The 25,468-nt window shown below is 70.5% G+C and carries 28 protein-coding genes and 1 tRNA gene; 10 read left to right on the top strand and 19 right to left on the bottom strand.

Features of this window, described 5'->3' with window-relative positions:
• Positions 1-31 precede the first annotated feature (31 nt).
• The 8 genes from rpoN to HYN04_RS00495 form a co-directional block, all read right to left on the bottom strand.
• The gene (rpoN, locus tag HYN04_RS00530) at positions 32-1,531 is read right to left on the bottom strand and encodes an RNA polymerase factor sigma-54 (protein WP_110448946.1); all 1,500 of its coding nucleotides are present in this window, start codon (positions 1,529-1,531) and stop codon (positions 32-34) included.
• A 69-nt stretch (positions 1,532-1,600) separates the two neighbouring features.
• Positions 1,601-2,590: an alpha/beta fold hydrolase gene (locus tag HYN04_RS00525; RefSeq protein WP_110448945.1), complete on the bottom strand. Its 990-nt coding sequence runs from the start codon at positions 2,588-2,590 to the stop codon at positions 1,601-1,603.
• Between the two features lie 14 nt (positions 2,591-2,604).
• The gene (locus tag HYN04_RS00520) at positions 2,605-4,113 is read right to left on the bottom strand and encodes a sulfatase (RefSeq protein WP_110448944.1); all 1,509 of its coding nucleotides are present in this window, start codon (positions 4,111-4,113) and stop codon (positions 2,605-2,607) included.
• Between the two features lie 30 nt (positions 4,114-4,143).
• Positions 4,144-4,881, bottom strand: a complete 738-nt coding sequence (lptB, locus tag HYN04_RS00515; RefSeq protein WP_110448943.1) for an LPS export ABC transporter ATP-binding protein — start codon at positions 4,879-4,881, stop codon at positions 4,144-4,146.
• Between the two features lie 8 nt (positions 4,882-4,889).
• Positions 4,890-5,447 carry an LptA/OstA family protein gene (locus HYN04_RS00510; protein ID WP_110448942.1) on the bottom strand — a complete coding sequence of 186 codons (558 nt, stop codon included), beginning with the start codon at positions 5,445-5,447 and terminating at the stop codon, positions 4,890-4,892.
• A gap of 18 nt (positions 5,448-5,465) precedes the next feature.
• Entirely contained in the window at positions 5,466-6,092 is a 627-nt protein-coding gene (lptC, locus tag HYN04_RS00505; protein WP_110448941.1) for an LPS export ABC transporter periplasmic protein LptC, read from the bottom strand.
• 21 nt (positions 6,093-6,113) lie between these two features.
• Positions 6,114-6,731: a ribonuclease D gene (locus HYN04_RS00500; protein WP_110448940.1), complete on the bottom strand. Its 618-nt coding sequence runs from the start codon at positions 6,729-6,731 to the stop codon at positions 6,114-6,116.
• A gap of 52 nt (positions 6,732-6,783) precedes the next feature.
• Positions 6,784-6,870: transfer RNA gene (locus tag HYN04_RS00495), tRNA-Leu, on the bottom strand.
• A 151-nt stretch (positions 6,871-7,021) separates the two neighbouring features.
• Between HYN04_RS00495 and HYN04_RS00490 the strand changes: the two genes are divergently transcribed.
• Positions 7,022-7,990 carry a complex I NDUFA9 subunit family protein gene (locus HYN04_RS00490; protein WP_110448939.1) on the top strand — a complete coding sequence of 323 codons (969 nt, stop codon included), beginning with the start codon at positions 7,022-7,024 and terminating at the stop codon, positions 7,988-7,990.
• A 35-nt stretch (positions 7,991-8,025) separates the two neighbouring features.
• Here HYN04_RS00490 and HYN04_RS00485 read toward each other — a convergent pair whose 3' ends face one another.
• Positions 8,026-8,826: an undecaprenyl-diphosphate phosphatase gene (locus tag HYN04_RS00485; protein WP_110448938.1), complete on the bottom strand. Its 801-nt coding sequence runs from the start codon at positions 8,824-8,826 to the stop codon at positions 8,026-8,028.
• A 22-nt stretch (positions 8,827-8,848) separates the two neighbouring features.
• The gene (gene thpR / locus HYN04_RS00480; protein WP_110448937.1) at positions 8,849-9,403 is read right to left on the bottom strand and encodes an RNA 2',3'-cyclic phosphodiesterase; all 555 of its coding nucleotides are present in this window, start codon (positions 9,401-9,403) and stop codon (positions 8,849-8,851) included.
• Between the two features lie 99 nt (positions 9,404-9,502).
• On the opposite strand from thpR, the gene HYN04_RS00475 reads away from it, so the two are divergent.
• Complete coding sequence (locus HYN04_RS00475; RefSeq protein WP_110448936.1) at positions 9,503-10,255, top strand: Bax inhibitor-1/YccA family protein; 753 nt, start codon at positions 9,503-9,505, stop codon at positions 10,253-10,255.
• 97 nt (positions 10,256-10,352) lie between these two features.
• Here the strand turns inward: HYN04_RS00475 and HYN04_RS00470 are convergent, their stop codons facing one another.
• The 3 genes from HYN04_RS00470 to acnA all read right to left on the bottom strand — a co-directional run bounded on the left by HYN04_RS00470 (position 10,353) and on the right by acnA (position 14,406).
• Complete coding sequence (locus tag HYN04_RS00470) at positions 10,353-10,688, bottom strand: DUF2794 domain-containing protein (RefSeq protein WP_110448935.1); 336 nt, start codon at positions 10,686-10,688, stop codon at positions 10,353-10,355.
• A 231-nt stretch (positions 10,689-10,919) separates the two neighbouring features.
• On the bottom strand, positions 10,920-11,618 hold the full coding sequence (locus HYN04_RS00465) for a DUF1223 domain-containing protein (RefSeq protein WP_110448934.1): 699 nt from the start codon (positions 11,616-11,618) through the stop codon (positions 10,920-10,922).
• A gap of 97 nt (positions 11,619-11,715) precedes the next feature.
• Positions 11,716-14,406, bottom strand: a complete 2,691-nt coding sequence (gene acnA, locus HYN04_RS00460; RefSeq protein ID WP_110448933.1) for an aconitate hydratase AcnA — start codon at positions 14,404-14,406, stop codon at positions 11,716-11,718.
• 174 nt (positions 14,407-14,580) lie between these two features.
• Here acnA and ccmA point away from each other — a divergent pair, with 174 nt between their 5' ends.
• From ccmA to HYN04_RS13360, 7 genes are all read left to right on the top strand, one after another.
• Entirely contained in the window at positions 14,581-15,186 is a 606-nt protein-coding gene (gene ccmA / locus HYN04_RS00455; protein ID WP_110448932.1) for a heme ABC exporter ATP-binding protein CcmA, read from the top strand.
• A 29-nt stretch (positions 15,187-15,215) separates the two neighbouring features.
• Positions 15,216-15,848, top strand: a complete 633-nt coding sequence (gene ccmB / locus HYN04_RS00450; RefSeq protein ID WP_241962732.1) for a heme exporter protein CcmB — start codon at positions 15,216-15,218, stop codon at positions 15,846-15,848.
• 66 nt (positions 15,849-15,914) lie between these two features.
• Positions 15,915-16,421 (top strand): Spy/CpxP family protein refolding chaperone, encoded by a 507-nt coding sequence (locus HYN04_RS00445; RefSeq protein ID WP_110448930.1) that lies wholly within the window; start codon positions 15,915-15,917, stop codon positions 16,419-16,421.
• 67 nt (positions 16,422-16,488) lie between these two features.
• Positions 16,489-17,214 carry a heme ABC transporter permease CcmC gene (gene ccmC / locus HYN04_RS00440; RefSeq protein ID WP_110448929.1) on the top strand — a complete coding sequence of 242 codons (726 nt, stop codon included), beginning with the start codon at positions 16,489-16,491 and terminating at the stop codon, positions 17,212-17,214.
• Positions 17,215-17,216: 2 nt separating this feature from the next.
• Positions 17,217-17,399: a heme exporter protein CcmD gene (gene ccmD, locus HYN04_RS00435; protein ID WP_110451225.1), complete on the top strand. Its 183-nt coding sequence runs from the start codon at positions 17,217-17,219 to the stop codon at positions 17,397-17,399.
• Positions 17,396-17,911, top strand: a complete 516-nt coding sequence (locus tag HYN04_RS00430) for a DsbE family thiol:disulfide interchange protein (RefSeq protein ID WP_110448928.1) — start codon at positions 17,396-17,398, stop codon at positions 17,909-17,911. Before ccmD ends, HYN04_RS00430 begins: the two co-directional genes overlap by 4 nt.
• A gap of 60 nt (positions 17,912-17,971) precedes the next feature.
• On the top strand, positions 17,972-18,229 hold the full coding sequence (locus HYN04_RS13360; RefSeq protein WP_162599494.1) for a hypothetical protein: 258 nt from the start codon (positions 17,972-17,974) through the stop codon (positions 18,227-18,229).
• A gap of 20 nt (positions 18,230-18,249) precedes the next feature.
• On the opposite strand, the gene HYN04_RS00425 is transcribed toward HYN04_RS13360, so the two are convergent.
• The 5 genes from HYN04_RS00425 to dapF are packed head-to-tail and all read right to left on the bottom strand — an operon-like array spanning position 18,250 to position 22,397.
• On the bottom strand, positions 18,250-18,747 hold the full coding sequence (locus HYN04_RS00425; RefSeq protein WP_110448927.1) for a MarR family winged helix-turn-helix transcriptional regulator: 498 nt from the start codon (positions 18,745-18,747) through the stop codon (positions 18,250-18,252).
• Between the two features lie 26 nt (positions 18,748-18,773).
• Complete coding sequence (locus HYN04_RS00420; protein WP_110448926.1) at positions 18,774-19,361, bottom strand: inner membrane-spanning protein YciB; 588 nt, start codon at positions 19,359-19,361, stop codon at positions 18,774-18,776.
• Positions 19,362-19,364: 3 nt separating this feature from the next.
• Entirely contained in the window at positions 19,365-20,300 is a 936-nt protein-coding gene (gene ftsY / locus HYN04_RS00415) for a signal recognition particle-docking protein FtsY (protein ID WP_110448925.1), read from the bottom strand.
• Positions 20,293-21,588, bottom strand: coding sequence for a tRNA (N(6)-L-threonylcarbamoyladenosine(37)-C(2))-methylthiotransferase MtaB (mtaB, locus tag HYN04_RS00410; RefSeq protein WP_110448924.1), 1,296 nt, complete (start codon positions 21,586-21,588; stop codon positions 20,293-20,295). Before mtaB ends, ftsY begins: the two co-directional genes overlap by 8 nt.
• Positions 21,585-22,397, bottom strand: coding sequence for a diaminopimelate epimerase (gene dapF / locus HYN04_RS00405; protein ID WP_110448923.1), 813 nt, complete (start codon positions 22,395-22,397; stop codon positions 21,585-21,587). The genes mtaB and dapF overlap by 4 nt, the downstream gene beginning before the upstream one ends.
• 79 nt (positions 22,398-22,476) lie before the next feature.
• Between dapF and HYN04_RS00400 the strand changes: the two genes are divergently transcribed.
• Entirely contained in the window at positions 22,477-24,546 is a 2,070-nt protein-coding gene (locus HYN04_RS00400) for a prolyl oligopeptidase family serine peptidase (protein ID WP_110448922.1), read from the top strand.
• Here the strand turns inward: HYN04_RS00400 and HYN04_RS00395 are convergent, their stop codons facing one another.
• The gene (locus tag HYN04_RS00395) at positions 24,547-25,443 is read right to left on the bottom strand and encodes a hydrogen peroxide-inducible genes activator (protein WP_110448921.1); all 897 of its coding nucleotides are present in this window, start codon (positions 25,441-25,443) and stop codon (positions 24,547-24,549) included. It lies immediately after the preceding gene.
• Positions 25,444-25,468: the final 25 nt, after the last annotated feature.

Here is a 25,468-nt window from a genome sequence, read left to right as displayed (position 1 = left end):
GCGCCCATGCGCGCGGCGAGTCAACTCCGGTTCAACCCGCAGCGGCCATCAGTCGACGACGTTCCGTGGACGAGGGAATCCGCATGGACTCCCGGTACTTGGCGACGGTGCGACGGGCGATGTCGACGCCTGAGCCCCTCAGGATCTCCACGATCCGGTCATCTGAATGGATATCCGCCCCGGGGTGCTCGGTCTCGATGAGCTGGCGGATCCGGTGCCGGACGCTCTCGGCGGAGTGGGCCTCGCCGCCGCCGGTCGAGGGAATGGCGGCGGTGAAGAAGAACTTCAGCTCGAAGACCCCGCGCGTGGTGGCGATGTACTTGTTCGACGTCACCCGGCTGACCGTGGACTCATGCATGCCGATGGCTTCGGCGATTGTGCGCAGGTTCAAGGGTCTCAGGTGCGTGACCCCGAAGGCGAGGAAGCCGTCCTGCTGGCGGACGATCTCGGACGCCACCTTCAGGATCGTCCGGGCCCTCTGGTCGAGGCAGCGCAACAGCCAGTTGGCCTGGGAATAGCACTCCGAGACAAAAACCTTCTCGGCGTCGGTCCGGGCGCCCGCCGACACCCGGGCGAAGTAGCGGCGGTCCACCAGGAGCCTGGGCAGGGTGTCGCTGTTCAGCTCCACGTTCCACATCCCGCCGGGGCCTTCCCGGACCACTACGTCCGGCGTCACGGGCGCGGCAGGCTCACCCCCGAAGGCCGCCCCTGGCCGGGGGGTAAGGGCGCGGATCTCGGCGATCATCTCGCGGAGATCCTCGTCATCGACCTGGCAGGCGCGCTTCAGGGCGGCAAGATCACGGCGGGCCAGGAGGTCCAGGTTGTCGAGCAGGGCCTCCATGGCCGGGTCGCAGCGGTCCATCTCGCGGAGCTGGAGGGCAAGGCACTCCCGAACATCGCGGGCGAAGATCCCGGTGGGCTCGAACCCCTGGAGGACCCCGAGCACCTCCTCGAGGAAGGGTTCATCACAGCCGAGGCGGGCCGCCGTCTCGGCCATGTCGCACCTCAGGTATCCGCCCTCGTCGACCGAATCGACGAGGACGACGGCCGCCGCATGGGCGGCGCCGGAGAGGCCGGAGACGCCCAGCTGGTCGAGCAGGTGTTCCCTGAGGGTCTTCACCTCGGCCAGGCGCTGGGAGAAATCCTCGTCGGATTCGAAGCCCTGCCCCCCGGATCCCGCCCGGCTCCAGTCGACGGCGCCGCCGGCGTCCTCTCCGGAAGCGAGGTCACCCGTCGCCCTTTCACCGGGGGAGGCCTCCGCCTCCCGGCTGATGTCGAGGTCGGGCTCGGCGCCGGAGTCGGGAATGCAGTCGGCCGCCAGGACGTCGTCCGACCGGGAGTCCGGGACGGCGACGTCGCCCTCGGGCTCCGGATCCTCGCGGACCAGGAGGGGATTGCGCTCCAGCTCGCCCTCGACGAAGACCTCGAGCTCGACGCTGGACAGCTGCAGAAGCTTGATCGCCTGCTGCAGCTGGGGCGTGATGACCAGCCCCTGTCCCTGACGAACCTCAAGACGCGCACCGAGCGCCAACTCCGCCTCCTTGGCCTGCTTCTTGCTTGCAGGTTACGAAGGGATGGCGCCCGTTTGGTTAACGGAGTCTCATTTTTCCGGCGACTTCGTCGCGGGAAGCGACTCGATGAAGGCCCTGACATCCGCAGCGGACCGATCCGGAATCTGTTCCATCGGAACGTGGCCCGCCTCGGGATAGAGGATCAGTTGGGCGCCCGGGATCAGTTCGCCCAGGCGCTTGCCGACGCCCACCGGGACGACCGTGTCCTTCTCGCCGTGCATCACCAGGGTGGGGACCGAAACCCCCTTCACCGCATCGGGCGAGGCTGAGGGCGGGCCGCGGCGACCGGCCAGGATCATCTCGCGGCGCCCAGGCGCAAGAGCGAGGTCAACATACCGGTCCACCAGGGCCGGCGTGACCAGGCTCTCGTCGACATAGGCCTTCTTCAGGCCGGGCTCGGCCAGGGGACGCGGGTTGAGGCTCCGCAGGGCGGCACGGCCGACGGGATTGGCCATCACCTGGAAGATCGCCGGCGGGCCCTCCCGCGGCGGGGCGGCGGCGTCCGCCTGGGGCCGCGGCCCCACCGAGGCCACGAGGACCAGGCCGCGCAGCCGGTCCGGATGGGCCAGGGCGAAGTTCCAGGACGCCCCGCCGCCCATGGAGTTGCCGGCCAGGACGAAGGCGGGCAGGTCCAGCTTCCGCGTCAGTTCGTCGATGACCTCGACCTGGCCCCCGGTGGACATCTCGTAGCCCGGCGGGGTGACGGTGAGGCCATGGGCGGGAAGGTCGAGGGTCACCACCCGATAGGTGTCGCCGAGCCGGGTGACCCAGGGCTCCCAGGTGTCGAGGTTGGCGGCGAAGCCATGGACCAGCACCACCGGCGGGCCGTCTGGCCGGCCCTGGTCGCGGTAGTGGACGCTGACCCCGTTCGGCAGGGTGACGAACTTCGAGGCCGGGTTGGCGTACTTGGCCTTGAGCGTCTCGTAGGGGATGTCCCGGGCGCAGGCCGAGAGGACAAGGGCCCCCAGGACAGCCGTCAGGGCGGCAAGGGTTTTGAGGGCGCGGGGCTTGGCGGCCATGTCTTTCTCCGGTCTCAGTCCAGTCCGAGTCGTTCGAATTGCGAGGCCGGGGCCTCGATCGCCCGGAGAGCCTCGGCCAGGCGGCGCGCCGCCCCGGCTTCATCGGCCCCCCCGGCCAGGTTGTTGACCTCCTGCGGATCGGAGGCGCGGTCGAAGAGATAGTTTCCCGAAGCGCGGGTGCGAGCCCAGAACGGCAGGGGATCCCCGGCGGCGAAGGGCTGGTGGATCACCGGAATGTCCGAGCCGGGCATGCGGTCGAGGAAGGCGCGGTGGTCCGGGTGCGGCAGGGCGACATGCCGGTCGATCAAATGGGTCGGCATGGTCGACCAGCGGTTGGACATCATGGACAGGGGCGCGTTCGCCCCCGCCGGAGCCCGGGCGTATTTCCATTCGCGGGTCACCAGGTGGACCTCCCGGCCCCAGACGCCGGTGAGGAGGTGGTCGCGGACGCCCTCGCACTCTCCGCGCAGCAGGGGCAGGAGGGAGCGGCCATGGGTGCGCTGGCGGACCGTGACCCCGAACAGGTCGGCCAGTGTGGCGAACAGGTCCACGCTGGTCGTCAGGGCGTCGCAGGCGCCCGGCGCGATCCCTGGGTGGCGGATCATCAGGGGGATGTGCCCCAGGGTGTTGTAGACCGGCACGCCCGGCTTTCCCCAGATGTCCTTCTCGCCCAGGTAGTGGCCGTGGTCGGTGCAGACCATGACCAGGGTGTCGTCGGCCAGGCCCTTGTCCTCGATCGCCTTGAAAACCCGACCCAGCCAGTGGTCGATCATGGACAGCTTGGCGCCGTAGCTGGCCCTCAGCCGCCGCGCCGCGGCCTCGCTCAGGACCCCCTTCTCCACCGCCCCCTGCATGTAGGGCGGCCAGATCATCGGCGGGCCCTCATAGTCCGGGTCATACATCGAAGCCCAGGGCTCGGGGGTGTCGAAGGGCTCGTGCGGGTCGAACTCGTCGATGAAGAGGAAGAACCGGTCGTGCCAGCCGGCGTTCTCCTCGATCCAGCGGGCGGCGGCGGACATGGTCCGGGGCCCGGGGAAGTCGGACTCGTCGCGGAACCAGCCCCGGCTGTCGTGGTAGGGCATGTGGTCGCGGCCGAAAATGGGGGCGCCGGCCCAGGAGGGATCGGGCCGGGTCTTCCAGGGGTCGCCCTCGTGGCCGCGCTCGTAGGCCCAGGCCGTGAAGTCGACATGGTAGTTCTCGCCGCCCGTCTCGAAGAGGTGCGGGTGGTCCGAGACCAGTTGCGAGACGACCCCGGCCTTGTGCAGCTCGTAGGTGATGGCGTCTTCCCAGATCTCCACCGACCCCCAGGGGCGCCAGAGGAAGTCGAGGGCCCCGCACAGGATGTCGTGGCGGGCGGGCATGCACGGCAGGGAGCCCGTGTGGTGGTTGTCAAACCGCACGGCCGTCCGGGCGAAGGCGTCGAGGTTCGGGGTCGCGAACTCGGTCCCGCCATAGGCCCCCAGCATGTGCCGGTTCAGGCTGTCGAGCAGGATGACGACGGCGTTCCTCGGCGTGGCGACCATGCTTTCCCCCTCGCCGGCGCCAGAGGGGCGTCAGGCGAACTCTTCCCCGAGATAGACGCGTCGGACCTCGGGATTATCGACGATCTCGGCCGGCGTGCCTTCGAGCAGCAGTTCGCCTGCGTGGATGATGGCCGCCCGGTCGATGATGTCCAGCGTCTCCCGGACATTGTGGTCGGTGATCATGATCCCGATGCCGCGGGCCTTGAGATAGCCGATGACCTCGCGGATGTCGGCGATGGCCAGGGGGTCGATGCCCGCAAAGGGCTCGTCCAGCAGCATGTAGGCGGGCTCGGACGCCAGGGCGCGGGCGATTTCCACGCGCCGGCGCTCGCCGCCCGACAGGGAGACCGCCGGGGACTTGCGCAGGTGGTCGATCCTCAGTTCGGCCAGCAGGCCGGAGACCGTCTCGCGGGCCTTGCGCGCGTCGGGTTCGCGCAACTCGACCACCGAAATGACGTTCTCCTCGACGGTCATGCCGCGGAAGATGGAGGGTTCCTGGGGCAGGTAGCCCAGTCCCATCCGGGCGCGCTGGTACATGGGCTGGGCGGTGACATCCTCGCCATCGAGCCAGATCCGCCCCTCGTCCGCCGAGACCAGGCCGGTGATCATGTAGAAGCAGGTCGTCTTGCCGGCGCCGTTGGGGCCCAGGAGGCCCTTCACCTCGCCCCGGCCGAGGCGCAGGCACACGCCCTTGACCACGGCCCGGCCGCGATAGGTCTTGCCGATCCGGTCGACGACCAGGCCGTCCTGTTCAGGCGCCGCGGACATGGACGGGCCTATTTCGGGGTTGCGGGCTTGGCGCCCGGATAGATGACGGTGCGGACCCGGCGCCCGCTGCGCTCCCCCCCGCCTTCCATGCGCGCGTCGCCCGAGACGGTGTTCACCACCAGCCGCTCACCCTTCATCACGTCCTGGCCGCGGGACGCCGCCACAGAGCCCGTGACGGTCAGGGTCTGGGCCTTGGCGTCATAGACCGCCTGGTCGCCGCGCACCCTCTGGTCGGGGGTGACGTAGAAGACCGATCCGGTCGCCTCCATCCGCAGGAGATCGCTGCTGCAGCCGTTCTTGCCGCCGCCGGCGGGGGCGGGGGCGTAGATGATCTTCAGCTGGTCGGCGCGCAGCCGGCTGGTTTCCTGCAGGGCCTCGGCGCCGCCGCGGTAGATGGCCGAGCACTGGCTGTTGACCAGTTCCAGCTGGTCGGCGGTGATGTCGACGGGCGCCTTGGAATTGCGGGCCAACTGGGCCTGGACGGAGGTCGCCGCGGCCAGCACCAGAACCGCAGCCGCCGCCGCGCCAAGCTCGTGGAACCGGCCGACCTTCTTCAGATGTCTCATCCTTGCTCGTCCCTGCGCTCAGGGCCCCGAGCTCGGCTCGAGGCGGGTGCTGACCCCGCCGCCGAACACGAGCCGGTCGCCCCTGTCATATACGCCATAGGACTTCGCGTTGATTTCTCCAAGCGAGCCCACGCCCTCGATGGCGCCGTCGCCGACTAGTTCGCCCAGGGCCGTGTCAAAGGTCGAGGCGCCGGTAAGGAAGCTGATGTCGCCGCCATTCAGGCGCACGTCTCCGTTCAGCTTCAGGAGATGGTCGGATTCGTTGTAGTCGCCCTTCAGGGCGGAGACCCGGATGGGCTCGCCCGGATCCCGCTTCAGGATAAGGACCGGCTGGTCCAGGAAGACCCGGTCATAGTCCTTGGGATCGCGGGTCGCCGTCTTCGCCGTCAGGGTGAAGGCCCGGCCCTTGCGGTCCTGGCCGACGAACCGCGGGTTCACCAGCTGGATGGGGGTTCCGGTCTCCACCGGCCGGGTCCGCGGCGCCGCGACGAGGGCCAGGGACAGGTAGCCGGCCAGAACAAGGAGTATGACGCCGACCAGGGCCGGCAGCAGGAGGCGGAGCTGGCGCACGCGGCGGGAGCGCCGACGCCAGGACGCCGCCTCGCGGGCGCGGCGGGCCGCGGGAAGGGCGACGCCGTCCGTCATCGCCCCTGCTCCGGACCGGCGTCAGGCATGGGCGAAGATGTCCGTCTCCTCCCACCCGGCCAGGTCCAGCAGGGCCCGGTGCGGCAGGAACTGGAAGCAGGCCTGCGCCAACGCGTCCCGGCCCTCGCGGCGGAGCATGTCGTCCAGTCGCTCGCGCAGCCGGTGCAGGTGCAGGACGTCCGAGGCGGCGTAGGCGATCTGTTCGGGGGACAGGACCGGCGCGCCCCAGTCCGAGCTCTGCTGGACCTTGGACATGTCGACGCCGAGGAGTTCGCGGGAGACGTCCTTGAGGCCGTGCTTGTCGGTGTAGGTCCGCGCCAGCTTGGAGGCGATCTTGGTGCAGTAGACCGGCCCGGTCACCACGCCCAGGTGCAGCCGGAACATGGCGATGTCGAACCGCCCGAAGTGCAGGATCTTGGTCACCGCCGGGTCGACGAGCAGGGCCTTGAGGTTCGGCGCGTCGTAATCCGGGCGGGAGAGGCGGACCAGATGGGCGTCGCCATCCCCGGCCGAGAGCTGGACCACGCACAGGGGATCCCGGCCCAGCCGCAGGCCCATGGTCTCCGAATCCACGGCGACGGAAGCGACGCCCGCGAAGAGGCCGTCGGGAAGATCACCTTCATGAAGATAGTTCGCCACGGTCCGCCGTCTCCGCCGGTTGATTGTGCTTCGCCCCCCGAAAGGGGGACGGTGGTGCCCAGGAAAGGACTCGAACCTTCACGGCCGTTAAGCCACTGGCACCTGAAGCCAGCGCGTCTACCAATTCCGCCACCTGGGCCCGATCCGTCGGACCGTGCGAGGGCGCTTCCTTAGGGCCAAGTCCGGGTCGGGTCAACGGCCATACGCACCGAAGGGCCGCCGCCGATTGCAGGGCGGCGAGGCATCGTCTATCCCCACGGTCCTGTCTCGCCCCTCGGAGCCAAGAAGTCATGCCAGACCTCGTCACAGTGTTCGGCGGTTCCGGTTTCATCGGAACCCAGATCGTCCGGGCCCTGGCCCGTCGGGGCGCCCGGGTCCGGGTGGCGGTGCGCCAGCCGCACCTGGCCCACGAGATGCGGCTGATGGGCGATGTCGGGCAGGTTGAGGTGGTCCAGGCCAATGTCCGGGACGCCGCCTCGGTCGCCAGGGCGGTGGAGGGCGCGGACGCGGTGATCAACCTGGTCGGCCTGCTCTACGAGACCGGCCGCCAGACCTTCAAGGCCGTGCACGTCGACGCCGCCCGGACCCTGGCCCAGGCCGCCGCCGCCGCAGGCGCCCGCTTCGTCCAGATGTCGGCCCTCGGCGCCGACCCGGCCTCGACCGCCCGCTACGCCCGCTCCAAGGCCGAGGGTGAGGCCGCCGTACGCGAGGTCCTGCCCTCGGCGGTGATCCTGAGGCCCTCCATCGTGTTCGGGCCCGGCGACGACTTCTTCAACAAGTTCGGCGAGATGGCCGTCATCAGCCCCTTCCTGCCCCTGATCGGCGGCGGACACACCCGCTTCCAGCCGGTCTATGTCGGCGACGTGGCGAGGGCGGCGGCCAGCGTCGCCCTGGACCCGCAGCATTCGGGACAGACCTTCGAACTCGGCGGGCCGGGGGTCTTCACCTTCCGGGAGATCCTGGACCTGATCCTGAAGGAAACCGGCCGACGCCGGCTCTACGCCCCCCTGCCCTTCCCCCTGGCGGGCCTGGTGGGAACCCTTTGCGCACCCTTCGCCCTGACGCCCGTGGCGCCGCCCCTGACCGCCGACCAGGTCGAACTGCTCAAGACCGACAACGTGGTCTCGGGCCAGGCGCCGGGCCTGGCCGAGCTGGGGATCACGCCCGAGACCGTCGAGGCGGTGCTGCCGACCTATCTCTACCGGTTCCGAAAGGGCGGCCAGTTCGCCCGGACCGCCGCCGGCGACGCGGTTGCCTAACCCGGGCGCCTGACCCGGGCGCCTGACCCGGGCGTTCAGCGCAGACCCAACAGGGCCAGGCCCGCGACACCGACCAGGATCCGCCACCACCCAAAGGGCGCGAAGCCCCGGCGGCCGACAAAGTCGAGCATGAACTTCACCACGGCGTAGCCGACGACGAAGCTGACGACGAAGCCCAGGGCCAGGAGCCCGATCCGGTCGCCGTGCAGTTCGCCGCGGCTTGACCAGAAGTCCAGGACGAAGGCGCCGGCCATGGTCGGCATGGCGAGGAAGAAGGAGAATTCCGCCGCGGCGCGCTTCTCCACCCCCATCAGCATGGCCCCGACGATGGTGCCGCCCGAACGGGAGACGCCGGGAATCAGGGCGAGGGTCTGGAAAAGACCGACAAGGAGCGAGGTCTTCAGGCTCAGGGCCATGGCGTCGGTCTCACGCGGCGCCGGGGCGCGGCGATCGATCACCAGGAGGACGACGCCGCCGATGATCAGCGACCAGCAGATCAGCCGCGGGCTCTCGAAGAGCACGCCCTTGATGACGTCATGCAGAAAGGCGCCGGCGAGGGCGCCGGGAAGGAAGGCGACAAAGACCGACAGGGCGAAATGGCGCGCCCTCTGCGAGGTGGGAAGGCCCAGGACGACGTCCCACAGCTTGCGGAAGTAAAGGGCCACGACGCCGAGGATGGCCCCCAGCTGGATAAGGACGATGAAGGTGTCCCAGAAGCCCGGAGGCAGGCCCAGGGCGGTCTTGGTCAGCAGGAGGTGCCCGGTGGACGAGACCGGGATGAACTCGGTCAGGCCCTCGACCACGCCCAGGATGATGGCGGAGATCCAGTCAGGCACGGGCGGCTCCTCGGACGGTGCGTCAGGCGGGCCCCGCCCGTCGGTCGAGCGGATAGCTGCGTTCGAGCCGATAGCGTGATCCGTCCGGGCCGCGCCAGCTTGAATAGAGCCCGAACTGGTGAAGGCGGAAGGCCGGGACCTTCAGGGCCTCGGCAAAGGCCAGCCAGCGGGCCACGGCCTCGGGCGCGGGCCGCTTGAGGTAGGCCAGGGTGACATGGGGCGTATAGGCGCGGGCGTCGGCCGCAAGGCCCGCACGGCGCCCGGCGACCTCGCAGGCCCGGGCCAGACGCGACAGGGGCTCCGACGGGGTCACCCGGGCCCAGACCGCATGGATGTCGCGGCCCTCGCCGAAGGCTCCCGCCCCTGCGAGTTCCACGTCCAGGGGCGCGCCGCCAACCCGGACCAGCTCGGCGGCGAGGTCGTCGGCCATGTCCTCGCGCAGGTCGCCCGCGAATTTCAGGGTGACGTGAAGGGCCTCCCGCGGGCGCCATTCGCCCCCCGAAAGACCGCGCTGGAAGGGCGCGAGCGCCTCGGCGGCCTCATCGGGCAGGTCCAGGGCGGCGAAGAGACGGATCATGGCAATGAGCCTAGCCCACGGCGCCGCTTGCACAAGACGCAGGGTGCACCGATATTTCTTCCACGCCCGATGCGGGCGAACGGAAAGGATCTTCGTTCGATGAACGACTTCAACAACCGCTCGGCCCATCCCGTTCTGGTGGACCGCGCCGACATGGCCGTCGACACCGGCCTGCGCAGCTTCATGCTGGGCGTCTACAACAAGGTGGCCCTGGGCCTTGTGGTCTCGGGCGCCATGGCTTGGCTGACCGGCATGTTCCCCCCGGTCCGCGACCTGATGTTCATGGTCTCGGCTGACGGCCGCATGGCCGGCATGACGCCCCTGGGCTGGATCGTCAGCTTCGCCCCCCTGGCCATCATCCTCTTCTCGAGCTTCGCGAAGGGCGGCCAGACGCCCCGCGGCGCGGGCATCGCCTACTGGAGCATCGTGGTGCTCATGGGCGCCTCGCTGGGCGTCCTGACCCTGGTCTACACCGGGCAGGCCCTGGCCCAGACCTTCCTGATCACGGCGGCGGCCTTCGCCTGCCTGTCCCTGTTCGGCTACGCCACCAAGCGCGACCTGTCAGGCATGGGCAGCTTCCTGATCATCGGCCTGGTCGGCCTGGTGCTCGCCTCGCTGGTGAACATCTTCCTCAAGCTGCCGATGATGAGCTTCGTCATCAGCATCCTGGGCGTGTTCATCTTCGCCGGCCTGATCGCCTGGGACACCCAGCGCCTGAAGCTGATGTACTACGACCTGGGCGGCGACGAGGCCTCCACGGCCGTGGCCACCAACTACGGTGCGCTGAGCCTGTACCTGAACTTCATCAACCTCTTCCAGTTCCTGCTCAGCCTTCTCGGCGACCGCCGCTAGCGGTCCCCCGGGACGGCGGGGAATTCCGGAACCTCGACGAACAGGGCCCCGGCGGGCGACCGCCGGGGCTTTTTCGTGCGCCCGGCCTTGGGGGGCCTCAGTCGACCACGCGGAAGCGGCGGGAATCGAAGACGGTCAGCACCTGGGCCAGGTCGTGGCCGCGCTTGAGGACCATGCCGCCCTCGCCGATCACCGCCCAGGCGCCCTGCCGGCGGGCCAGGGCGGGGCGCTTTTCGATCCGGTAGGCGGGCGCCTCGGACGCCCGGCGGAAGACCGAGAAGACGCAGGCGTCCGGCAGGGGGTCGATGGCGTAGTCCTTCCATTCCCCCGCGGCGACCATGCGGCCATAGAGGTTGAGAATGCGGAGGAACTCCCCGCGCTCGAAGAAGACGCGCCCCGGAGGGCCGCCCGTGGGGAAGGGTTCCGCCGCCATGCGGGCAGGTTAGCCCCCGCCCGGGCCCTGGGGCAATCGCCCTGCAGGCGCCCCCACGCGCCGCGAAAAGACCTTATTTCGGACGCGACCCCGCCCGATAGAGGGAAGAAATTGGCTTCGTCGGCTGGCCGGACCCGCTTCCGGGTAACTGAACAGCCCCCCCAGCCCCCCGCCCGGGGGCGGGCCGCCAGGCCAGCCGACGCCCTACCCCCAATCCAGGTTCCCAGCCCTTCAGGTCGAGGGCCGACGGCTTGCGGCCGACAGGATCCTTCCGCCCCGCGGGGCCTGGACAATCACGACAGTGACGAGCCCGGGTTCGGTCGCTTCCGGAAGGGTCCAGGTCAGCCCCCGTCCCCGCCAGGAGCCCAGGCGCCTCAGCTCACGCACGGCGTTCACCGCCACGACGGTCTCTCCGCGATTGTCGCCGCGCCGGACCTGGACGCTCCTCGGACGGGGATCGTACCGCACCATCCAGACTTCGGCCCCGCCCTTGGGCGACGTCCCCTGGGCCACGCTCGCCCGGGTGGCGGTCAGGCTGACCCTGGGACCGGCCGGCGCCTGTGCGGCGCGGGCGACCAGGGCGTCCAGGCGCTCGGCCTCAAGGGCCCCGGCCTGTCCGCGGCCGCCCACCACCACCTGGGGCGTGTAGGGATCCTCAAGTTCGAAGCGCGAGACATAGGTTTTCTGGCGGGTGACGAACTCTGGCCGCGCCAGGGTGTCGGTCCAGCCGAGATAGTCCCAGTAATCGACGCTGAAGGTCAGGGGGAGCACGTCCCGGCGGCCCGCCAGGCCCTCCATCACCTTTCCGGAGTCATTGCAGGGAGCGCAGCCCTGGGCCGTGTAGAGCTCCACGATCACGGGCGCACGCGTCGCCGCCTGGGCGGCGAGGGGCGCCAGGAACAGGAGACAGGCGATCAGGGCTCCACGCATTGGCCCGCACATAATCCCAGTTGTCCGGCGCGCCTGATCAAGATGGCGTGAAACCGGTCCGCCGCGCCCCCCGCAAGGAAGGGCGCGGCGACCCGGATCAGCCCTGGGCGTCGCGCGCCAGGTTCCGAAGCACGTAGTTCAGCACGCCGCCATTGCGGAAGTATTCCAGCTCGGTCGGCGTATCGATCCGGCACCGCACCGGGAAGCGCGCGATCCGGCCGTCGCCGGCGCGGTAGAGCTCCACGGTCAGCTGGCGGCGGGGCGACAGGTCGGAGAGGCCGCGGATCGAGACGATCTCCTCGCCGGTCAGGTTGAGCTTCTGCCAGCCGTCCTGGATGAACTGCAGGGGCAGGACGCCCATGCCCACCAGGTTGGAGCGGTGGATGCGCTCGAAGCTCTCGGCGATGACCGCCCGGACGCCCAGCAGCTTGGTGCCCTTGGCGGCCCAGTCGCGGGACGAGCCCGTGCCGTACTCCTTGCCGGCGAAGATCACCATTGGCCGGCCTTCGGCCTGGTAGCGCATGGCCGCGTCGTAGATCGCCATGGTGTCGCCCGAGGGGAAGTGACGGGTCACGCCGCCCTCGATCTCGGGGGTGATCCGGTTGCGGATGCGGATGTTGGCGAAGGTGCCCCGCATCATCACTTCATGGTTCCCGCGACGGGCGCCGTAGGAGTTGAACTCGGTGGTCGGCACCTGGCGTTCACGCAGGTAGACGCCTGCGGGGGAGCTGGCCTTGATCGAGCCGGCCGGCGAGATGTGGTCGGTGGTGATGGAGTCGCCGAACACGCCCAGGATCCGGGCCTCGATCACGTCCGTGACCGGCTCGGGCTCCATCTTCATGTCCTGGAAGTAGGGCGGGTTCTGGACGTAGGTGGAGCCTACGTCCCAGGCGTAGGTCTGGCCGCCGGCCACCTTGATGCCCTGCCAGTTCTTGTCGCCCTTGAAGACGTCGGAATAGCGCGAGGCGAACATCTTCTGGGTGACGTGCTTGCGCTGCAGCTCGGCGACCTCGGCCGAGGTCGGCCAGATGTCCTTGAGGTAGACGGGCTTGCCGTCCTTGCCTTCGCCGATCGGGTCGTTGGCCAGGTCGATCAGCATGTTGCCGGCCAGGGCGTAGGCCACCACCAGGGGCGGCGAGGCCAGGTAGTTGGCGCGGGTGTCCGGATTGACCCGGCCCTCGAAGTTGCGGTTCCCCGACAGGACCGAGCAGGCCACCAGGTCCGTGGCCTGGATGGTCTCGGAGATGGCTTCGGGCAGGGGGCCGGAGTTGCCGATGCAGGTGGTGCAGCCATAGCCGACCAGGTTGAAGCCCAGGGCGTCCAGGCTCTTGGTCAGGCTGGCGGACTTCAGGTAGTCGGTGACCACCTGGCTTCCGGGGGCGAGGGAGGTCTTCACCCAGGGCTTCACCTTCAGGCCCTTCTCGACAGCCTTCTTGGCCAACAGGCCGGCGGCGATCAGGACGCTTGGGTTGGAGGTGTTGGTGCAGGAGGTGATCGCGGCGATCACCACGTCGCCGTCGCCCAGGTCGTAGGATTCACCCTTCACCGCGGCGCGCGGGGCGCCGGGCTCACGGCCGAATTCCTTGGACAGGGCGGAGCGGAATTCCGAGGCGGCGTCGCTGAGGAGCACGCGGTCCTGCGGACGCTTCGGGCCCGCGAGGGAGGGCAGCACAGAGCCCAGGTCCAGCTCGAGGGTGTCGGTGAAGACCGGCTCGGCGTCGCCGGGCTCGGACCACAGGCCCTGGGCCTTGGCGTAGGCCTCGACCAGGTCGACCCGGGCCGGGTCGCGGCCGGTGGCGCGCAGGTAGTCGACGGTGGCCTTGGTGACCGGGAAGAAGCCGCAGGTGGCGCCGTATTCCGGGGCCATGTTGGCGATGGTCGCCTGGTCCTCGAGGGTCAGGCCGGCGAGGCCCGGGCCGAAGAACTCGACGAACTTGCCGACCACGCCCTTCTTGCGGAGCATCTGGGTGACGGTCAGCACCAGGTCGGTCGCCGTGGCGCCCTCGGGCATGTCGCCGGTCAGGCGGAAGCCGATGACCTCGGGGATCAGCATGGGGATGGGCTGGCCCAGCATGGCGGCCTCGGCCTCGATACCGCCGACACCCCAGCCCAGGACGGCCAGGCCGTTGATCATGGTGGTGTGGGAGTCGGTGCCGACGACCGTGTCGGGATAGGCCAGTGCGGCGCCGTCCTCATCGCCGGTCCAGACGGTCTGGGCCAGGTACTCCAGGTTCACCTGATGGCAGATGCCGGTGCCGGGAGGCACGACGCGGAAGTTATTGAAGGCCGACGAGCCCCAGCGCAGGAAGCGGTAGCGCTCGATGTTGCGCTCGTACTCGCGCTCGACGTTCTCGCCGAAGGCCTTGGCGTTGCCGAAATGGTCGACCATCACTGAGTGGTCGATGACCAGGTCGACGGGGTTCAGCGGGTTGATCTTTTCGGGATCGGCGCCGAGCTTGGTCATGGCGTCGCGCATGGCGGCCAGATCGACCACCGCGGGCACGCCGGTGAAGTCCTGCATCAGCACCCGGGCGGGACGGAAGCTGATCTCGTGCTCGACCGCGCCCTTGTTGTCGAGCCAGGCGGCCAGCGCCTTGAGGTCGTCGGCGCCGACAGTGTCGCCGTCCTCATTGCGCAGGAGGTTCTCCAGCAGCACCTTCATCGAGGCCGGGAGTCGGGCTACGCCGGCAAGACCGGCTTCCTCGGCGGCCGGAAGGCTGTAGTAGACGTAGGTCTTGTCTCCCACCGTGAGTTCGCGGCGGGTCTTGAGGCTGTCGATAGACGCCATGTCAGGGATCCTTCCTCTGTTCCGGACCGCACACCAATCGAACCGGAGATCGCGCGCCCGGGTGGGCGGACACACAGCGTTCGCCCCGGCGCCGCGAACGCCCTCCGGGGCGAGTGCAGCCGCCGGCGTCATAGACCTTCGGCGGGGCCGCGTCCATGCGCCGCCCGGGAGGAAATGGTGAACCTGGGCCTGCAGATCGAGGACCTGTCCCTCTCCCGGGGCGGACGGCGCCTGTTCTCCGGGCTGCACCTGCGCCTGGAGGCCGGCCAGGCCTGCGCCCTGACCGGCGCGAACGGCTCGGGCAAGACCAGCCTGCTGAGGGCCGTGGCGGGTCTTGGCGCCATCGATTCCGGTCGCATTGGTTTCGGCGATGCGGACCCCGCGGCGGCGCGGGCCGCCGGCCTTCATCTCCTCGGGCACCTGGATGGGCTCAAGTCCTCGCGCACGACCGGAGAGGAACTCGACTTCTGGACCGGATGGCTGGGCGGAACCCAGGCGGCCGTGGAGGCGGCCGTCGAGCGGCTGGAACTCGGCCGGCTGGTGGACCTGGAGGTCCGTCGCCTTTCGGCCGGGCAGAGGCGGAGACTGGCCCTGGCCCGGCTCCTGTCGGCGCCCCGCCCGCTCTGGCTGCTGGACGAACCCCTGAGCCCGCTGGACGCCCGCTGGCGCGCCGAGGCCCTGCAGATCATGGCCGCGCACCTGGAGGGCGGAGGCCTGATCCTGGCGGCGGTGCACGACCCCCTGCCAGTCGCCGGCCTGGCCCTGGAGATCCGCCCGTGAGCGCCGCCCTCAGGCTGCTCCGCAGGGAAATGGCCATCGCCTGGGGGCGGGGCGGCGGCCTCATGGTCACCGGCGGCTTCTTCGCCGGCGCCACCCTGCTCCTGCCCCTGGCCTCGGGGCCAGAACCTGAACGCCTGGCCCAGATCGCCCCGGGGGCCGCCTGGACGGTCCTGGCCCTGTCGGCCCTCCTGGGCCTGGAGCGGCTGTTCGAGCGGGACTTCGAGGACGGCGCCCTGGACCTGATGGTCCATTCGGGCCTGCCCCTCGAGTTCACCTGCGCCCTGAAATGCCTGGGACACTGGCTGGCGACGGGGGCGCCCCTGGCCCTTCTGGCGCCGGTGGCGGCCATCGCCCTGGGCGCCTCGCCCGCTCTTGCCCCCTTGCTCTTCGCCTGCGCCCTCGCCGGCGGGCTGGCCTTCGCCTTCACCGGCGGAATCGGGGCGGCCCTCAGCCTGGGCGCGCGGCGTGGCGGCCTCCTGACGGCGGTCATCGTCCTGCCCCTGTTCGTCCCGCCCGTGATTTTCGGGGGCGGCGCCCTGGACGCCTTCACGACGGGGCTCCCCTGGCGGGCCGGCTTCGCCCTGCTCGGCGCCTATGCCGCCGCCGCCGTCGCCCTTGGCCCCCTGGCCATGGCGGCGGCCTGCCGTAACGCCCTTTCCTGACCCGCGCGACGGAATCGACTTCCGGCGGCGTTGAAAGGGCAAGGGGTGCATCCAAGGAGCACAGACATGATCCGTTCCACCTTCGGCGCCGCCGGCCTTGCAGCCGTCCTGGCCCTCTCGGCCGCCACGGGCGCCTTCGCCCAGTCTCCGCCGCCTGGCGGTCCGCCCCCCGGCGGCATGCGCATGATGGAGATCAAGCGACCGGACCCCGAGGCGAGGGCCCAACGCCTTCGCGACGTCCTGCAGCTGACGCCCGCCCAGGAGCCCGCACTGAAGGCCTTCCTCGCCTCCCAGAAGCCGCCCGAGCCGCCGTCTCCGGAAGCGCGCGCCAAGGCCCTGACCACCCCCGATCGCCTTGATCGGCAGCGCGCCCGCCTGGTGGAGCGCCTGGCGGAATTCGACCGCCGCGCCGCGGCCACGCGGACCTTCTACGCCCAGCTGACGCCGTCGCAGAAGAAGGCCTTCGACGCCCTGCCGCCTCCCGGCGGCGAGCGCCGGGAAATCCGGATCGAGCGCCGGATGATGGGCCCCGGCCCCGGCGGCCCGGGTATGGATCACGACGGCCCGAAGTAAGTCCGGCGAGCCCCGCGCCGGCGGCTTTTCGTTGCCGCCGGCGCGGACCGGGGCTAAGGGGCGAGGCATGACGCAGGCCCTCGCCTTCCTCTACAATCCGCACCGCTTCATGGCCTTCTCGGCCTGGGCCGCACCCCTGTTCGGCGCCCTGGCCCTGGCCCTGGCCGCAGCTGGCCTCTGGCTGGGTTTCACCGCGCCGGAGGACTACCAGCAGGGCGACACCGTCAGGATCATGTTCATCCACGTCCCGGCCGCCTGGCTGGGGCTCTTCGTCTATGTCTGCCTGGGCGGGGCGAGCTTCCTGTCCCTGGTCTTCCGGCAGGCCCTGGCCGACGCCGCCGCCCGGGCCGCCGCGCCCCTCGGCGCGGTCTTCACCGCCCTGGCCCTGGCGACGGGGTCGCTCTGGGGCAAGCCCATGTGGGGCGCCTGGTGGGTCTGGGACGCCCGACTGACCAGCGTCTTCGTCCTCTTCCTCTTCTACCTGGCCTACATGGCCCTGAGGGCCGCCATCGACGACGAGGCCAAGGGCGCCAGAGCCGCGGCCATCCTCGCCCTGGTCGGCCTGATCAACGTGCCTGTGGTGCACTGGTCGGTGGAGTGGTGGAACACCCTTCACCAGGGCCGGACGGTGTTCGCGGCGGGCGGATCGCGGGCTGCGCCGGTCTTCCTCCTGCCCCTCCTCCTCATGAGCCTGTCCTACATGTCCGCCTTCGGCGCCCTCTGGCTGGTCAGGATCCGCGGCGAGGTGTGGCGGCGGCGCGCGGCGGCGGCCGAAGCCCGGCTGGCGAGGTGACCATGCTGGATCTCGATCCCGGCCCCTACGGCTTCTACATCTGGACGTCCTATGGCGTGAGCGCAGCGGCCCTAGCCTGGCTGACGGTGTCGAGCCTGGCCTTCGCCCGACGCTGGCGCCGGCGGGCGGAGTCGCTTGAATCCCGCGCCCGGGAGGGCGACGGCGCCGGGGAGGACCCGTCTTGAAGCGCCTGATCGCCCTCGCCCCCGTCGCAGTGCTGGTGGCGCTGGGTCTTCTCTTCGCCCTGTTCGGCCTGCGAAATGATCCCCGCTTCCTGCCCCGGGCCCTGGTGGGCAAGCCCGTCCCCGAAGTGACCCTGCCCACCCTGGCGGACGGGCTTCCGGACACCCTGGCGGCCCCGGGCGAAGGCCCCTACCTGGTCAATGTCTTCGCCTCCTGGTGCGCGCCCTGCGAGATCGAGGCGCCCCTCCTGGTCGCCCTCGAGGCCCGCGGGGTCCCCATTGTCGGTGTGGCCTACAAGGACGCCCCGGAGAAGACCCGGGCCTTCCTGGCCCGCACCGGGGATCCCTATGCCCGGGTCCTGGTGGACCGGGAGGGCCGGGCCGGAATCGAGTTGGGCGTCTCCGGCGTGCCGGAAACCTACCTGGTCGACGGATCGGGACGGATCCTCGACAAGATCTCCGCCCCCCTCACCGAGGCCGACGCCGCCCGGCTCGCCGCCAGGGTCGGCCGTTAACCTTTCCTGAACCCGGGCGCCGACAGGGTCAGGTTTCGTTAACCCTGTTTTGAGGCCCCGATGGTCACCGCCCTGCGCTCCGGCCCGCCCCCGGTTCCGCCCGCCCAGCCCAACCGGGCCGCCGACGCGCCGCGCCTTCCGGACTTCGCCCGGAACCTGAGGGGTGCAGAGGCCGGGACCCGGACCGGGGCGGCTGCGGCCTCCGCCCAGGCCTCCCAGCCCCCCGCCGTCGTCGCCCCGCGATCCGCCGCGGAGACTGACCCCAACCGGTCCATGCGGCCGCCGAGACCGGGATCCCTGGTCGACATCCGGGTCTAGACGCACGAGGTCACAGGCCTCTAGGCCGTCGCCCTCTCGGCCTTTTTCTTCTTCTTTTTCTTCTTCCGGGGCTTGTCCGCTCCGGCGTCTTCCGGCGCGGCGACCAGGCGCCTCAGGTCCTTGAGGAAGCGGGCGCGCCGGTCCTCGGGAAGGCGGGACAGGAGAGCCAGGTCCGCCTCGGCCGCAAGGGGGCGGGAGGCCTCCAGGAGAGTGCGCCCGGACTCAGTCAGCGAGACCTGGTTGGCCCGGGCGTCCGCAGACGACCTTTCACGGGACACCAGGCCCCGGGCGATGAGGCGGGTCACCAGCTCGGCCAGTGTGGACCGGTCCACTCCCGTGGCCCGGACCAGCTGGGTCTGGGTGGAACCCTCGGCAAAGGCTATGGCGGAGAGGACCGCGAACTGGCGGGGCGTGAGGCCCTCCGGACCCACGAGGCCCGCATGGAGGTCCGCCGCCGCCTGTACGGCGCGGTGGAGAAGGTGGCTGAGGGCGGCCTCGGTCGGCGCGGTTTCGGACATGGGCGAGCTCCGGCGTCCAGGTCAGGCTATTCCACGGGGGGCGGCGGAGTCTCGTCCGTCCGCGCGTAGCGCAGGATCAGGGGCGCCTGGGCGAGGCCGAAGGCGATGTGGATGAGGCTGGAACCGGGGAACCGGAAGGCCAGCCAGACTCCTTCGGACTGGGTGCGCCAGATGAACTCGTTCACGGCGGCCATGACCAGGAAGAAGAGCCCATAGCGAAGGGTGAGCTTGCGCCAGCCCTCGTCGGGCATGGGCAGGCTGGAGCCCAGCAACATCTTCAGAGGGTTCCGGCGTATGGCCAGCCCTCCCAGCAGCAGGAGCCCGAAGGCCAGGGAGGTCACTGTCGGCTTGACGTAGACAAAGCGGGGGTCCTTGAAGATCAGGGTCAGCAGGCCGAAGACCAGGGCCAGAACCCCCGCCGCCAGGGGCATGGGGGCGATCCGCCGCTCCAGCACGTAGCCGACCACCAGGGCGATGGCTGCGCCGGCCACCAGACCCCAGCTGGCCAGGACCATGTCGCGGGTGACCAGGTAGCCGATGATGAGGCCCAGGGGCCATCCGAAGTCCACCAGGCTGGAGATCCAGCGGCGGGCGCCGCCTCTGCCGTAGGCCATGTCTCAGTTCTCCCCGAGACCGACGACGGATCGGGCGAAGGCCCGGGCGTCGAAGGGTTGGAGGTCGTCGATCCCCTCGCCGACGCCAATCAGCTTGATGGGCGAGTCCGAGGCCTGGGCCACCGGCACCAGGACCCCGCCCCGGGCGGTGCCGTCCAGCTTGGTCATGACGATGCCGCTGACCCCGATCTGGTTGCCGAAGATGTTCTCCTGGGCGAGGGCGTTGCGGCCCACGGTGGCGTCCAGCACCAGCAGGGTCTCATGCGGAGCGTCGGGATCAACCTTCTTGATCACCCGGATGACCTTGAGGAGCTCGTCCATGAGCCCCTGCTTGTTCTGCAGCCGGCCGGCGGTGTCGATCAGCACCACGTCGTAGGCTTCGGCCCGGGCCTTCTCGAGGGCGTCGAAGGCCAGCCCTGCGGCGTCGGAGCCCGTCGGACGGCTCATGAAGTCGGCGCCGGCCCGCTCGGCCCAGACCTTCAGCTGCTCGACAGCGGCGGCCCGGAAGGTGTCGCCGGCCACCACGAGCACCCGGGCGCCGCGCCCCTTCAGGTCAGCGGCGATCTTGCCCAGGGTGGTGGTCTTGCCCGAGCCATTGACCCCGATGAACAGGACCACATAGGGACGCGGGCCGGACAGGGGATCGAACCGGCCCTCATGCCCGGCGAGTTCGTCGGCGATGGCCTCGGACAGGGCCTCGAGCACCTCGGCCTCGTCCACCGCCTTCCCGAACCGGGTGGCGGCGAAGGCCTCGGTGATCCGCGCCGCGGACCTGGGGCCCAGGTCAGCCTCGATCAGCATCTCCTCCAGGGCGTCGATCCGGGCCTGGTCGAGGGGCTGCTTGGTGAAGGTCGAGGCCACCTGCTCGGTCAGGGCCCGGGAGGTCCGGGCAAGGCCGCCTGTGAGGCGCTGGAACCAGCCTGTCTTGGGTTCAGTCATGCCGGACTTCTAGCGGCTGGCCGGCCATGATCCTAGGGGTCGGGGCGGCCAGCAACCGCCGTCCGTCCTGGCCGGCGATCCGGAAGGTCGCGATCTCGCCCACAGGGGCGGCGCCTGTGAAGGCGATCTCGGAGAAGTCCTCGGCCCGGGCCAGGCCGGGACGCTCGACCAGGCCCCGGACCTCGCGGCCGGCCTGGGCGGCCAGGTGACGGGACAGGGCCGCCTCGCCCGCAGCCCGCAGCCGGGCGGCGCGCTCGCGGACCTCCGCCTTCGGGACGGGCGGCATCCGCGCCGCAGGCGTGCCCGGGCGGGGGCTGTAGGGAAAGACATGCAGGAAGGCCAGGTCCGCCGCCTCCACCAGGTCGAGGGTGTTTGCGAACATGTCCTCAGTCTCGGTGGGGAAGCCGGCGATCAGGTCGGCGCCGAAGGCGACATCGGGGCGCACGGCGCGCACATCGGACACGAGCTTCAGCGCATCCGCCCGGCTGTGCCGGCGCTTCATCCGCTTGAGGATCATGTCGTCGCCGGCCTGCAGGGACAGGTGCAGGTGCGGCATCAGGCGGGGCTCGTCCGCCAGAAGGGCCATGAGGTCGGGATCGATCTCGGCGGCGTCGATGGAGGACAGGCGCAGGCGGGGAAGGTCGGGGACCAGGCGCAGGATCCGCCCCGCCAGCTGGCCCAGGGAAGGCGCGCCCGGCAGGTCCGCCCCCCAGCTGGTGACGTCGACGCCGGTCAGCACGATCTCCTTGCAGCCCTCTGCGACCAGGCGACGGACCTGCTCCACCACCTCGCCGGCGGGAACCGACCGGGAGTTTCCGCGACCGAAGGGAATGACGCAGAAGGTGCAGCGATGGTCGCAGCCGTTCTGCACCTCGACATAGGCCCGGGCCCGGTCGCGCACCCCGGCGATCAGGTGACCGGCGGTCTCGCGCACGCTCATGATGTCGTTGACCCGCACCCGGGGCCCCTCGGCCAGGGGCGAGAGGGCGCCGGGACGGGCCTTGTCTGCATTGCCGAGGACCAGGTCGACCTCGGGCATGGCGGCGAAGGTTTCCGGCTCGATCTGGGCGGCGCAGCCGGTGACGATGAGCCGCGCGCCCGGGTTCTCCCGGCGGGCCTTGCGGATCGCCTGACGGGCCTGCCGCACGGCCTCGCCCGTCACGGCGCAGGTGTTGAAGACCACGGCGTCGGTGACGCCGTCCTCAGCGGCGCGGGCGCGGATGACCTCGCTCTCGTAGGCGTTGAGTCGGCAGCCGAAGGTGACGACCTGGACGTCCGAGCCGCTCATGGCAGCCGCCCCTCGAACTCGATCTCGACATCGCCGGTCATCAGCACGCGGCCGTCGATCCCCCAGGCGATCTCCAGGTCGCCCCCGTCCAGCTCCAGCCGGCCGGCGGGGCCCGCCAGGCCCCTGCGTACGCCGGCCACCAGGGCCGCACAGGCGCCTGAGCCGCACGCCCGGGTCAGGCCCGCGGCACGCTCCCAGACCCTCAGCCGGAGGTGGGTCCGGCTGCGGACTTCGGCGAACCCCACATTCACCCGCTCCGGGAAGAGGGGGCTGGCCTCGATGCGGGCGCCCAGGCCTGCGACGTCGATGTCCGAAAGGGAGGGGACGAAGAAGACCGCATGGGGGTTGCCCATGGACAGGCAGGTCGCGGGCCCCAGGGGTGCGGCCTCCGGCACGGGAACCGCCAGGGTGTCATGGGGCCCCGAGAGCGGGACGGCCCGCCAGGACAGGCGTGGCCGGCCCATGTCCACGGCCACCCGCATCGGTCCTTGACGCCAGGCCGCCAGCACGCCGCCTGCGGTCTCCAGGCGCACCTCGTCCGTCCCGGCGTCCTCCATCAGGCGCCAGGCCACGCAGCGCGACGCGTTGCCGCAGGCGCCGGCCTCGCCGCCATCGGGGTTCCAGAAGCGGATCGAGGCGTCGGCCGTCTCCGAGGCGCCAATGACCACGAACTGGTCGCAGCCGATCCCTTCCGACCGCGAGGCCAGGCGCCGGATGGTCTCCGGATCCGGGGCAAAGGCGCGGCGGCGGGCGTCCACGACGATGAAGTCGTTGCCCAGGCCGTTCATCTTGAGGAAGGGGCGCTCCATGGGCTCCCTATATAGTCGCACAACCCCCTCCGGGCGACTTTCGCGAGACAGGGGCGGGTCTTTGCGCAAAAAGACCTCCATGAAGCGCCAACTTACCACCTTCCTTCGCCTCTTTGTCCTGACCCTGGCCCTCGCCGGTCCGCCTGCGGCGGCGCGCGCAGAGGACCCCTTCCTCTGGCTTGAGGACATCGAGTCGCCCCGTGCCCTGGAATGGGTGGCGCGCCAGAACGCGCGGACGGCGGCGGTCCTGGAGGGAGATCGGCGATACCCCGTCTTCCTGCAGGAGGCCCGCGCCATCTTCACTGCGGCGGACCGGATCGCCTGGCCGAGACTGCGCGGCGGGGCGGTGGACAATCTCTGGCAGGACGCCGAGCACATACAGGGCGTCTGGCGCACCACCGGCGAAGACGCCTACCGCGCCGGACAGCCGCAGTGGACCCCCCTCCTGGACCTGGACGCCCTGTCCCGGGCCGAGGGCCGGAACTGGATCTTCAAGGGCGCGACCTGCCTCCCGCCGGCCGCGACCCTGTGCCTGGTCCGCCTGTCCGATGGCGGCGGCGACGCGGTGGAGCTGCGCGAGTACGACGTCACCCGCCGGACCTTCGTCGACGGCGGGTTCCGCCTGCCCCCCTTCAAGCAAACCGTGGACTGGCTGGATCGCGACACCCTGGTCGCCGCCAGGGAATGGACCCCCGGCGAGGTGACCGCATCAGGCTATCCCTTCGTCCTGCGCACCCTGAACCGCCGGGGCGAAACCCGCGACGTCTTCCGGGGCCAGGCCTCGGACGTGTCGGTCGCCGCCACCGTCCTGCGGGACGAGTCGGGCCGGAGCCAGGGCCTGGTCATCAACCGGGCGGTCGACTTCTTCCGTTCCGAGTTCAGCCTTTGGCGGGACGGCCGGCTGATCCGCCTGCCCCTGCCGCTTCGCGCCACCTACCAGGGCTCCGCCCAGGGCCGGATGATCTTCATCATCAAGGAAGACTGGAAGGGCTTCAGCCGCGGTTCGGTGGTCGCCCTGCGCCGGGACGACCCAGCCGGCAAGCCAGAGCTGGTCTTCGCGCCGGGCCCCCGGCAGGCGGTCCAGGAGGTCGAGGTGACGGCGGGCCTTGTGGTGGTGAACCTGCTCGACGAGGTCAAGGGCGCCGTGGAGGTCTTCGACATGGCTCGCGGTCGCTGGACCGGCGAGCGCCTCGCCCTCCCGCGGGACGCGACCTTCCAGATCATCTCGGCCAGCGAGACCGACGATGTCGTGATGATCTCGGCCGAGGGCTTCCTCGATCCCCCGTCCCTGTGGCGGGTGGACGCCGCCACTGGCCAGACGGCCCGGATCGCCGCCCTTCCCCCGAGGTTTGCGGCCGAAGGCGCCAGCGTCGCCCAGTACTGGGCGACGTCGAGTGACGGGACCCGCATCCCCTACTTCGTGGTCTCGCCCAAGGGCGCCCGGAAGGACGGCTCCACCCCGACCCTGATGTACGGCTACGGCGGGTTCGAGATCGCCAAGCCGCCCATCTACCAGCCGGAGATGGGCAAGCTCTGGCTGTCGCGGGGCGGCGCCTACGTCATCGCCAATATCCGCGGTGGCGGCGAGTTCGGCCCCGCCTGGCACCAGTCGGTCATGCGCGAGAAGCGCCAGCTGGCCTTCGACGACTTTGCGGCCGTGGCCCGGGACCTGACCGCCCGCGGGCTGACCTCGCCCCGGCGGCTGGGCATCTACGGCCGCTCAAACGGAGGGGTCCTGACCACGGTGTCGATGACCCAGCACCCGGATCTCTGGAACGCAGTGGTGGTGGAGAGCCCCTTGGTGGACATGCTTCGCTATCACAAGCTGTCCGCCGGGGCGTCCTGGGTCGGCGAGTACGGGAACCCGGACGTGCCGGAGGACGCCGCCTTCATCGCCCGCTACTCGGGGTACCAGAACCTGAAGCCTGGGGTGGCCTACCCCGAGGCCTACATCACCACCAACACCCGGGATGACCGGGTCCATCCGGGCCACGCCCGCAAGTACGCGGCGCGCCTGGAAGCGTTGGGGGTTCCCTACCTCTACCATGAGCAGACCCTCGGGGGTCACTCCAATGACTCCGATCCCGAGCTGAACGCCCGGCGCTGGGCGCGGCACTATGTCTACCTCGCCCGCCGGCTGATGGACTGATCAGGCCTCTCGGAGGGTCTCGGCGAGCAGCCGGCCCTCGACGCCCCGGATCGATCCGGACCGCCAGGCGACCACGATCTCGCGGGTCGGATCCTCGGCCTGGAGGGGACGGACCTCGATGGAGGTCCCCTCCGTGAGTCCAGCCGCCACGGCCATGGACGGCAGGAAGGTCACGCCGAGTCCCGACCCCACCATCTGGACGAGGGTGGGCAGGGAGGTCGCGGCGAAGGTCGCCTCGGAATCGCTCTGGCGCGGCGGCCTAAGGCCACAGGCGGCCAGGGCGTGGTCGCGCAGGCAATGGCCATCCTCCAGGAGGATCAGGTCCCCGTCTTCCAGCTCCGAGGGCCGGGTGCGCGCCTGGCCCGCGAGGGGGTGGCTCGCGGGCAGGGCGGCGAGGATCTCGTCGTGCGCCACATGGGCGCTGTCCAGGCCGGTCATGTCGAAGGGCAGGGCGATCAGGGCCGCGTCCAGGTGGCCCGACTTCAGGGCGGCGATCAGCCTCTGGGTCAGGTCCTCGCGGAGATAGAGCCGCAGGTCCGGGAAACGGGACCTCAGGAGCGGCAGGGCGCGGGGCAGGAGGAAGGGGGCGATGGTCGGGATCACGCCCAAGCGGAACCGGCCCGTGAGGGGCTGGCCAGCGCTGCGGGCGGCCTGGACCAGTTCATCGGCCTCATTGAGGATGACCTGCGCCTTGGCCAGGGCCGCCTCGCCCACATCGGTCAGGATCAGGCCGGAACGCGCCCGGTCGACCACCGGCGCGCCCAGGATCTTCTCCAGCTCCTGGATGCCGGCGGACAGGGTCGGCTGGGTGACATGAGCCGCCTCGGCGGCCTTTCCGAAGCCGCCGTGCTCGACCAGGAGCTTGAGGTACTGCAGTTGCCGGAGGGTCGGGAGCATGGGGTTCCGACTTCCACAGCCGTGC

The sequence above is a fragment of the Phenylobacterium parvum genome, from assembly GCF_003150835.1.
GTDB classification, from domain to species: domain Bacteria; phylum Pseudomonadota; class Alphaproteobacteria; order Caulobacterales; family Caulobacteraceae; genus Phenylobacterium; species Phenylobacterium parvum.
Note: the sequence above shows the minus strand (reverse complement) of the source record. Positions and strands in the feature narration are given on the sequence as shown.

Coding starts and splice junctions, on each gene's coding strand:
- HYN04_RS00475 (WP_110448936.1), top strand. CDS start 9,503: ATGAACGACTTCAACAACCGCTCGGCCCATCCCGTTCTGGTGGACCGC.
- HYN04_RS00395 (WP_110448921.1), bottom strand. CDS start 25,443: ATGCTCCCGACCCTCCGGCAACTGCAGTACCTCAAGCTCCTGGTCGAG.
- thpR (WP_110448937.1), bottom strand. CDS start 9,403: ATGATCCGTCTCTTCGCCGCCCTGGACCTGCCCGATGAGGCCGCCGAG.
- ccmC (WP_110448929.1), top strand. CDS start 16,489: ATGACGCAGGCCCTCGCCTTCCTCTACAATCCGCACCGCTTCATGGCC.
- ccmB (WP_241962732.1), top strand. CDS start 15,216: ATGGCCATCGCCTGGGGGCGGGGCGGCGGCCTCATGGTCACCGGCGGC.
- HYN04_RS13360 (WP_162599494.1), top strand. CDS start 17,972: ATGGTCACCGCCCTGCGCTCCGGCCCGCCCCCGGTTCCGCCCGCCCAG.
- HYN04_RS00445 (WP_110448930.1), top strand. CDS start 15,915: ATGATCCGTTCCACCTTCGGCGCCGCCGGCCTTGCAGCCGTCCTGGCC.
- ftsY (WP_110448925.1), bottom strand. CDS start 20,300: ATGACTGAACCCAAGACAGGCTGGTTCCAGCGCCTCACAGGCGGCCTT.
- mtaB (WP_110448924.1), bottom strand. CDS start 21,588: ATGAGCGGCTCGGACGTCCAGGTCGTCACCTTCGGCTGCCGACTCAAC.
- HYN04_RS00525 (WP_110448945.1), bottom strand. CDS start 2,590: ATGGCCGCCAAGCCCCGCGCCCTCAAAACCCTTGCCGCCCTGACGGCT.
- ccmA (WP_110448932.1), top strand. CDS start 14,581: ATGGTGAACCTGGGCCTGCAGATCGAGGACCTGTCCCTCTCCCGGGGC.
- HYN04_RS00490 (WP_110448939.1), top strand. CDS start 7,022: ATGCCAGACCTCGTCACAGTGTTCGGCGGTTCCGGTTTCATCGGAACC.
- HYN04_RS00465 (WP_110448934.1), bottom strand. CDS start 11,618: ATGCGTGGAGCCCTGATCGCCTGTCTCCTGTTCCTGGCGCCCCTCGCC.
- HYN04_RS00470 (WP_110448935.1), bottom strand. CDS start 10,688: ATGGCGGCGGAACCCTTCCCCACGGGCGGCCCTCCGGGGCGCGTCTTC.
- lptB (WP_110448943.1), bottom strand. CDS start 4,881: ATGTCCGCGGCGCCTGAACAGGACGGCCTGGTCGTCGACCGGATCGGC.
- HYN04_RS00510 (WP_110448942.1), bottom strand. CDS start 5,447: ATGAGACATCTGAAGAAGGTCGGCCGGTTCCACGAGCTTGGCGCGGCG.
- dapF (WP_110448923.1), bottom strand. CDS start 22,397: ATGGAGCGCCCCTTCCTCAAGATGAACGGCCTGGGCAACGACTTCATC.
- lptC (WP_110448941.1), bottom strand. CDS start 6,092: ATGACGGACGGCGTCGCCCTTCCCGCGGCCCGCCGCGCCCGCGAGGCG.
- ccmD (WP_110451225.1), top strand. CDS start 17,217: ATGCTGGATCTCGATCCCGGCCCCTACGGCTTCTACATCTGGACGTCC.
- HYN04_RS00400 (WP_110448922.1), top strand. CDS start 22,477: ATGAAGCGCCAACTTACCACCTTCCTTCGCCTCTTTGTCCTGACCCTG.
- HYN04_RS00520 (WP_110448944.1), bottom strand. CDS start 4,113: ATGGTCGCCACGCCGAGGAACGCCGTCGTCATCCTGCTCGACAGCCTG.
- acnA (WP_110448933.1), bottom strand. CDS start 14,406: ATGGCGTCTATCGACAGCCTCAAGACCCGCCGCGAACTCACGGTGGGA.
- HYN04_RS00420 (WP_110448926.1), bottom strand. CDS start 19,361: ATGGCCTACGGCAGAGGCGGCGCCCGCCGCTGGATCTCCAGCCTGGTG.
- HYN04_RS00425 (WP_110448927.1), bottom strand. CDS start 18,747: ATGTCCGAAACCGCGCCGACCGAGGCCGCCCTCAGCCACCTTCTCCAC.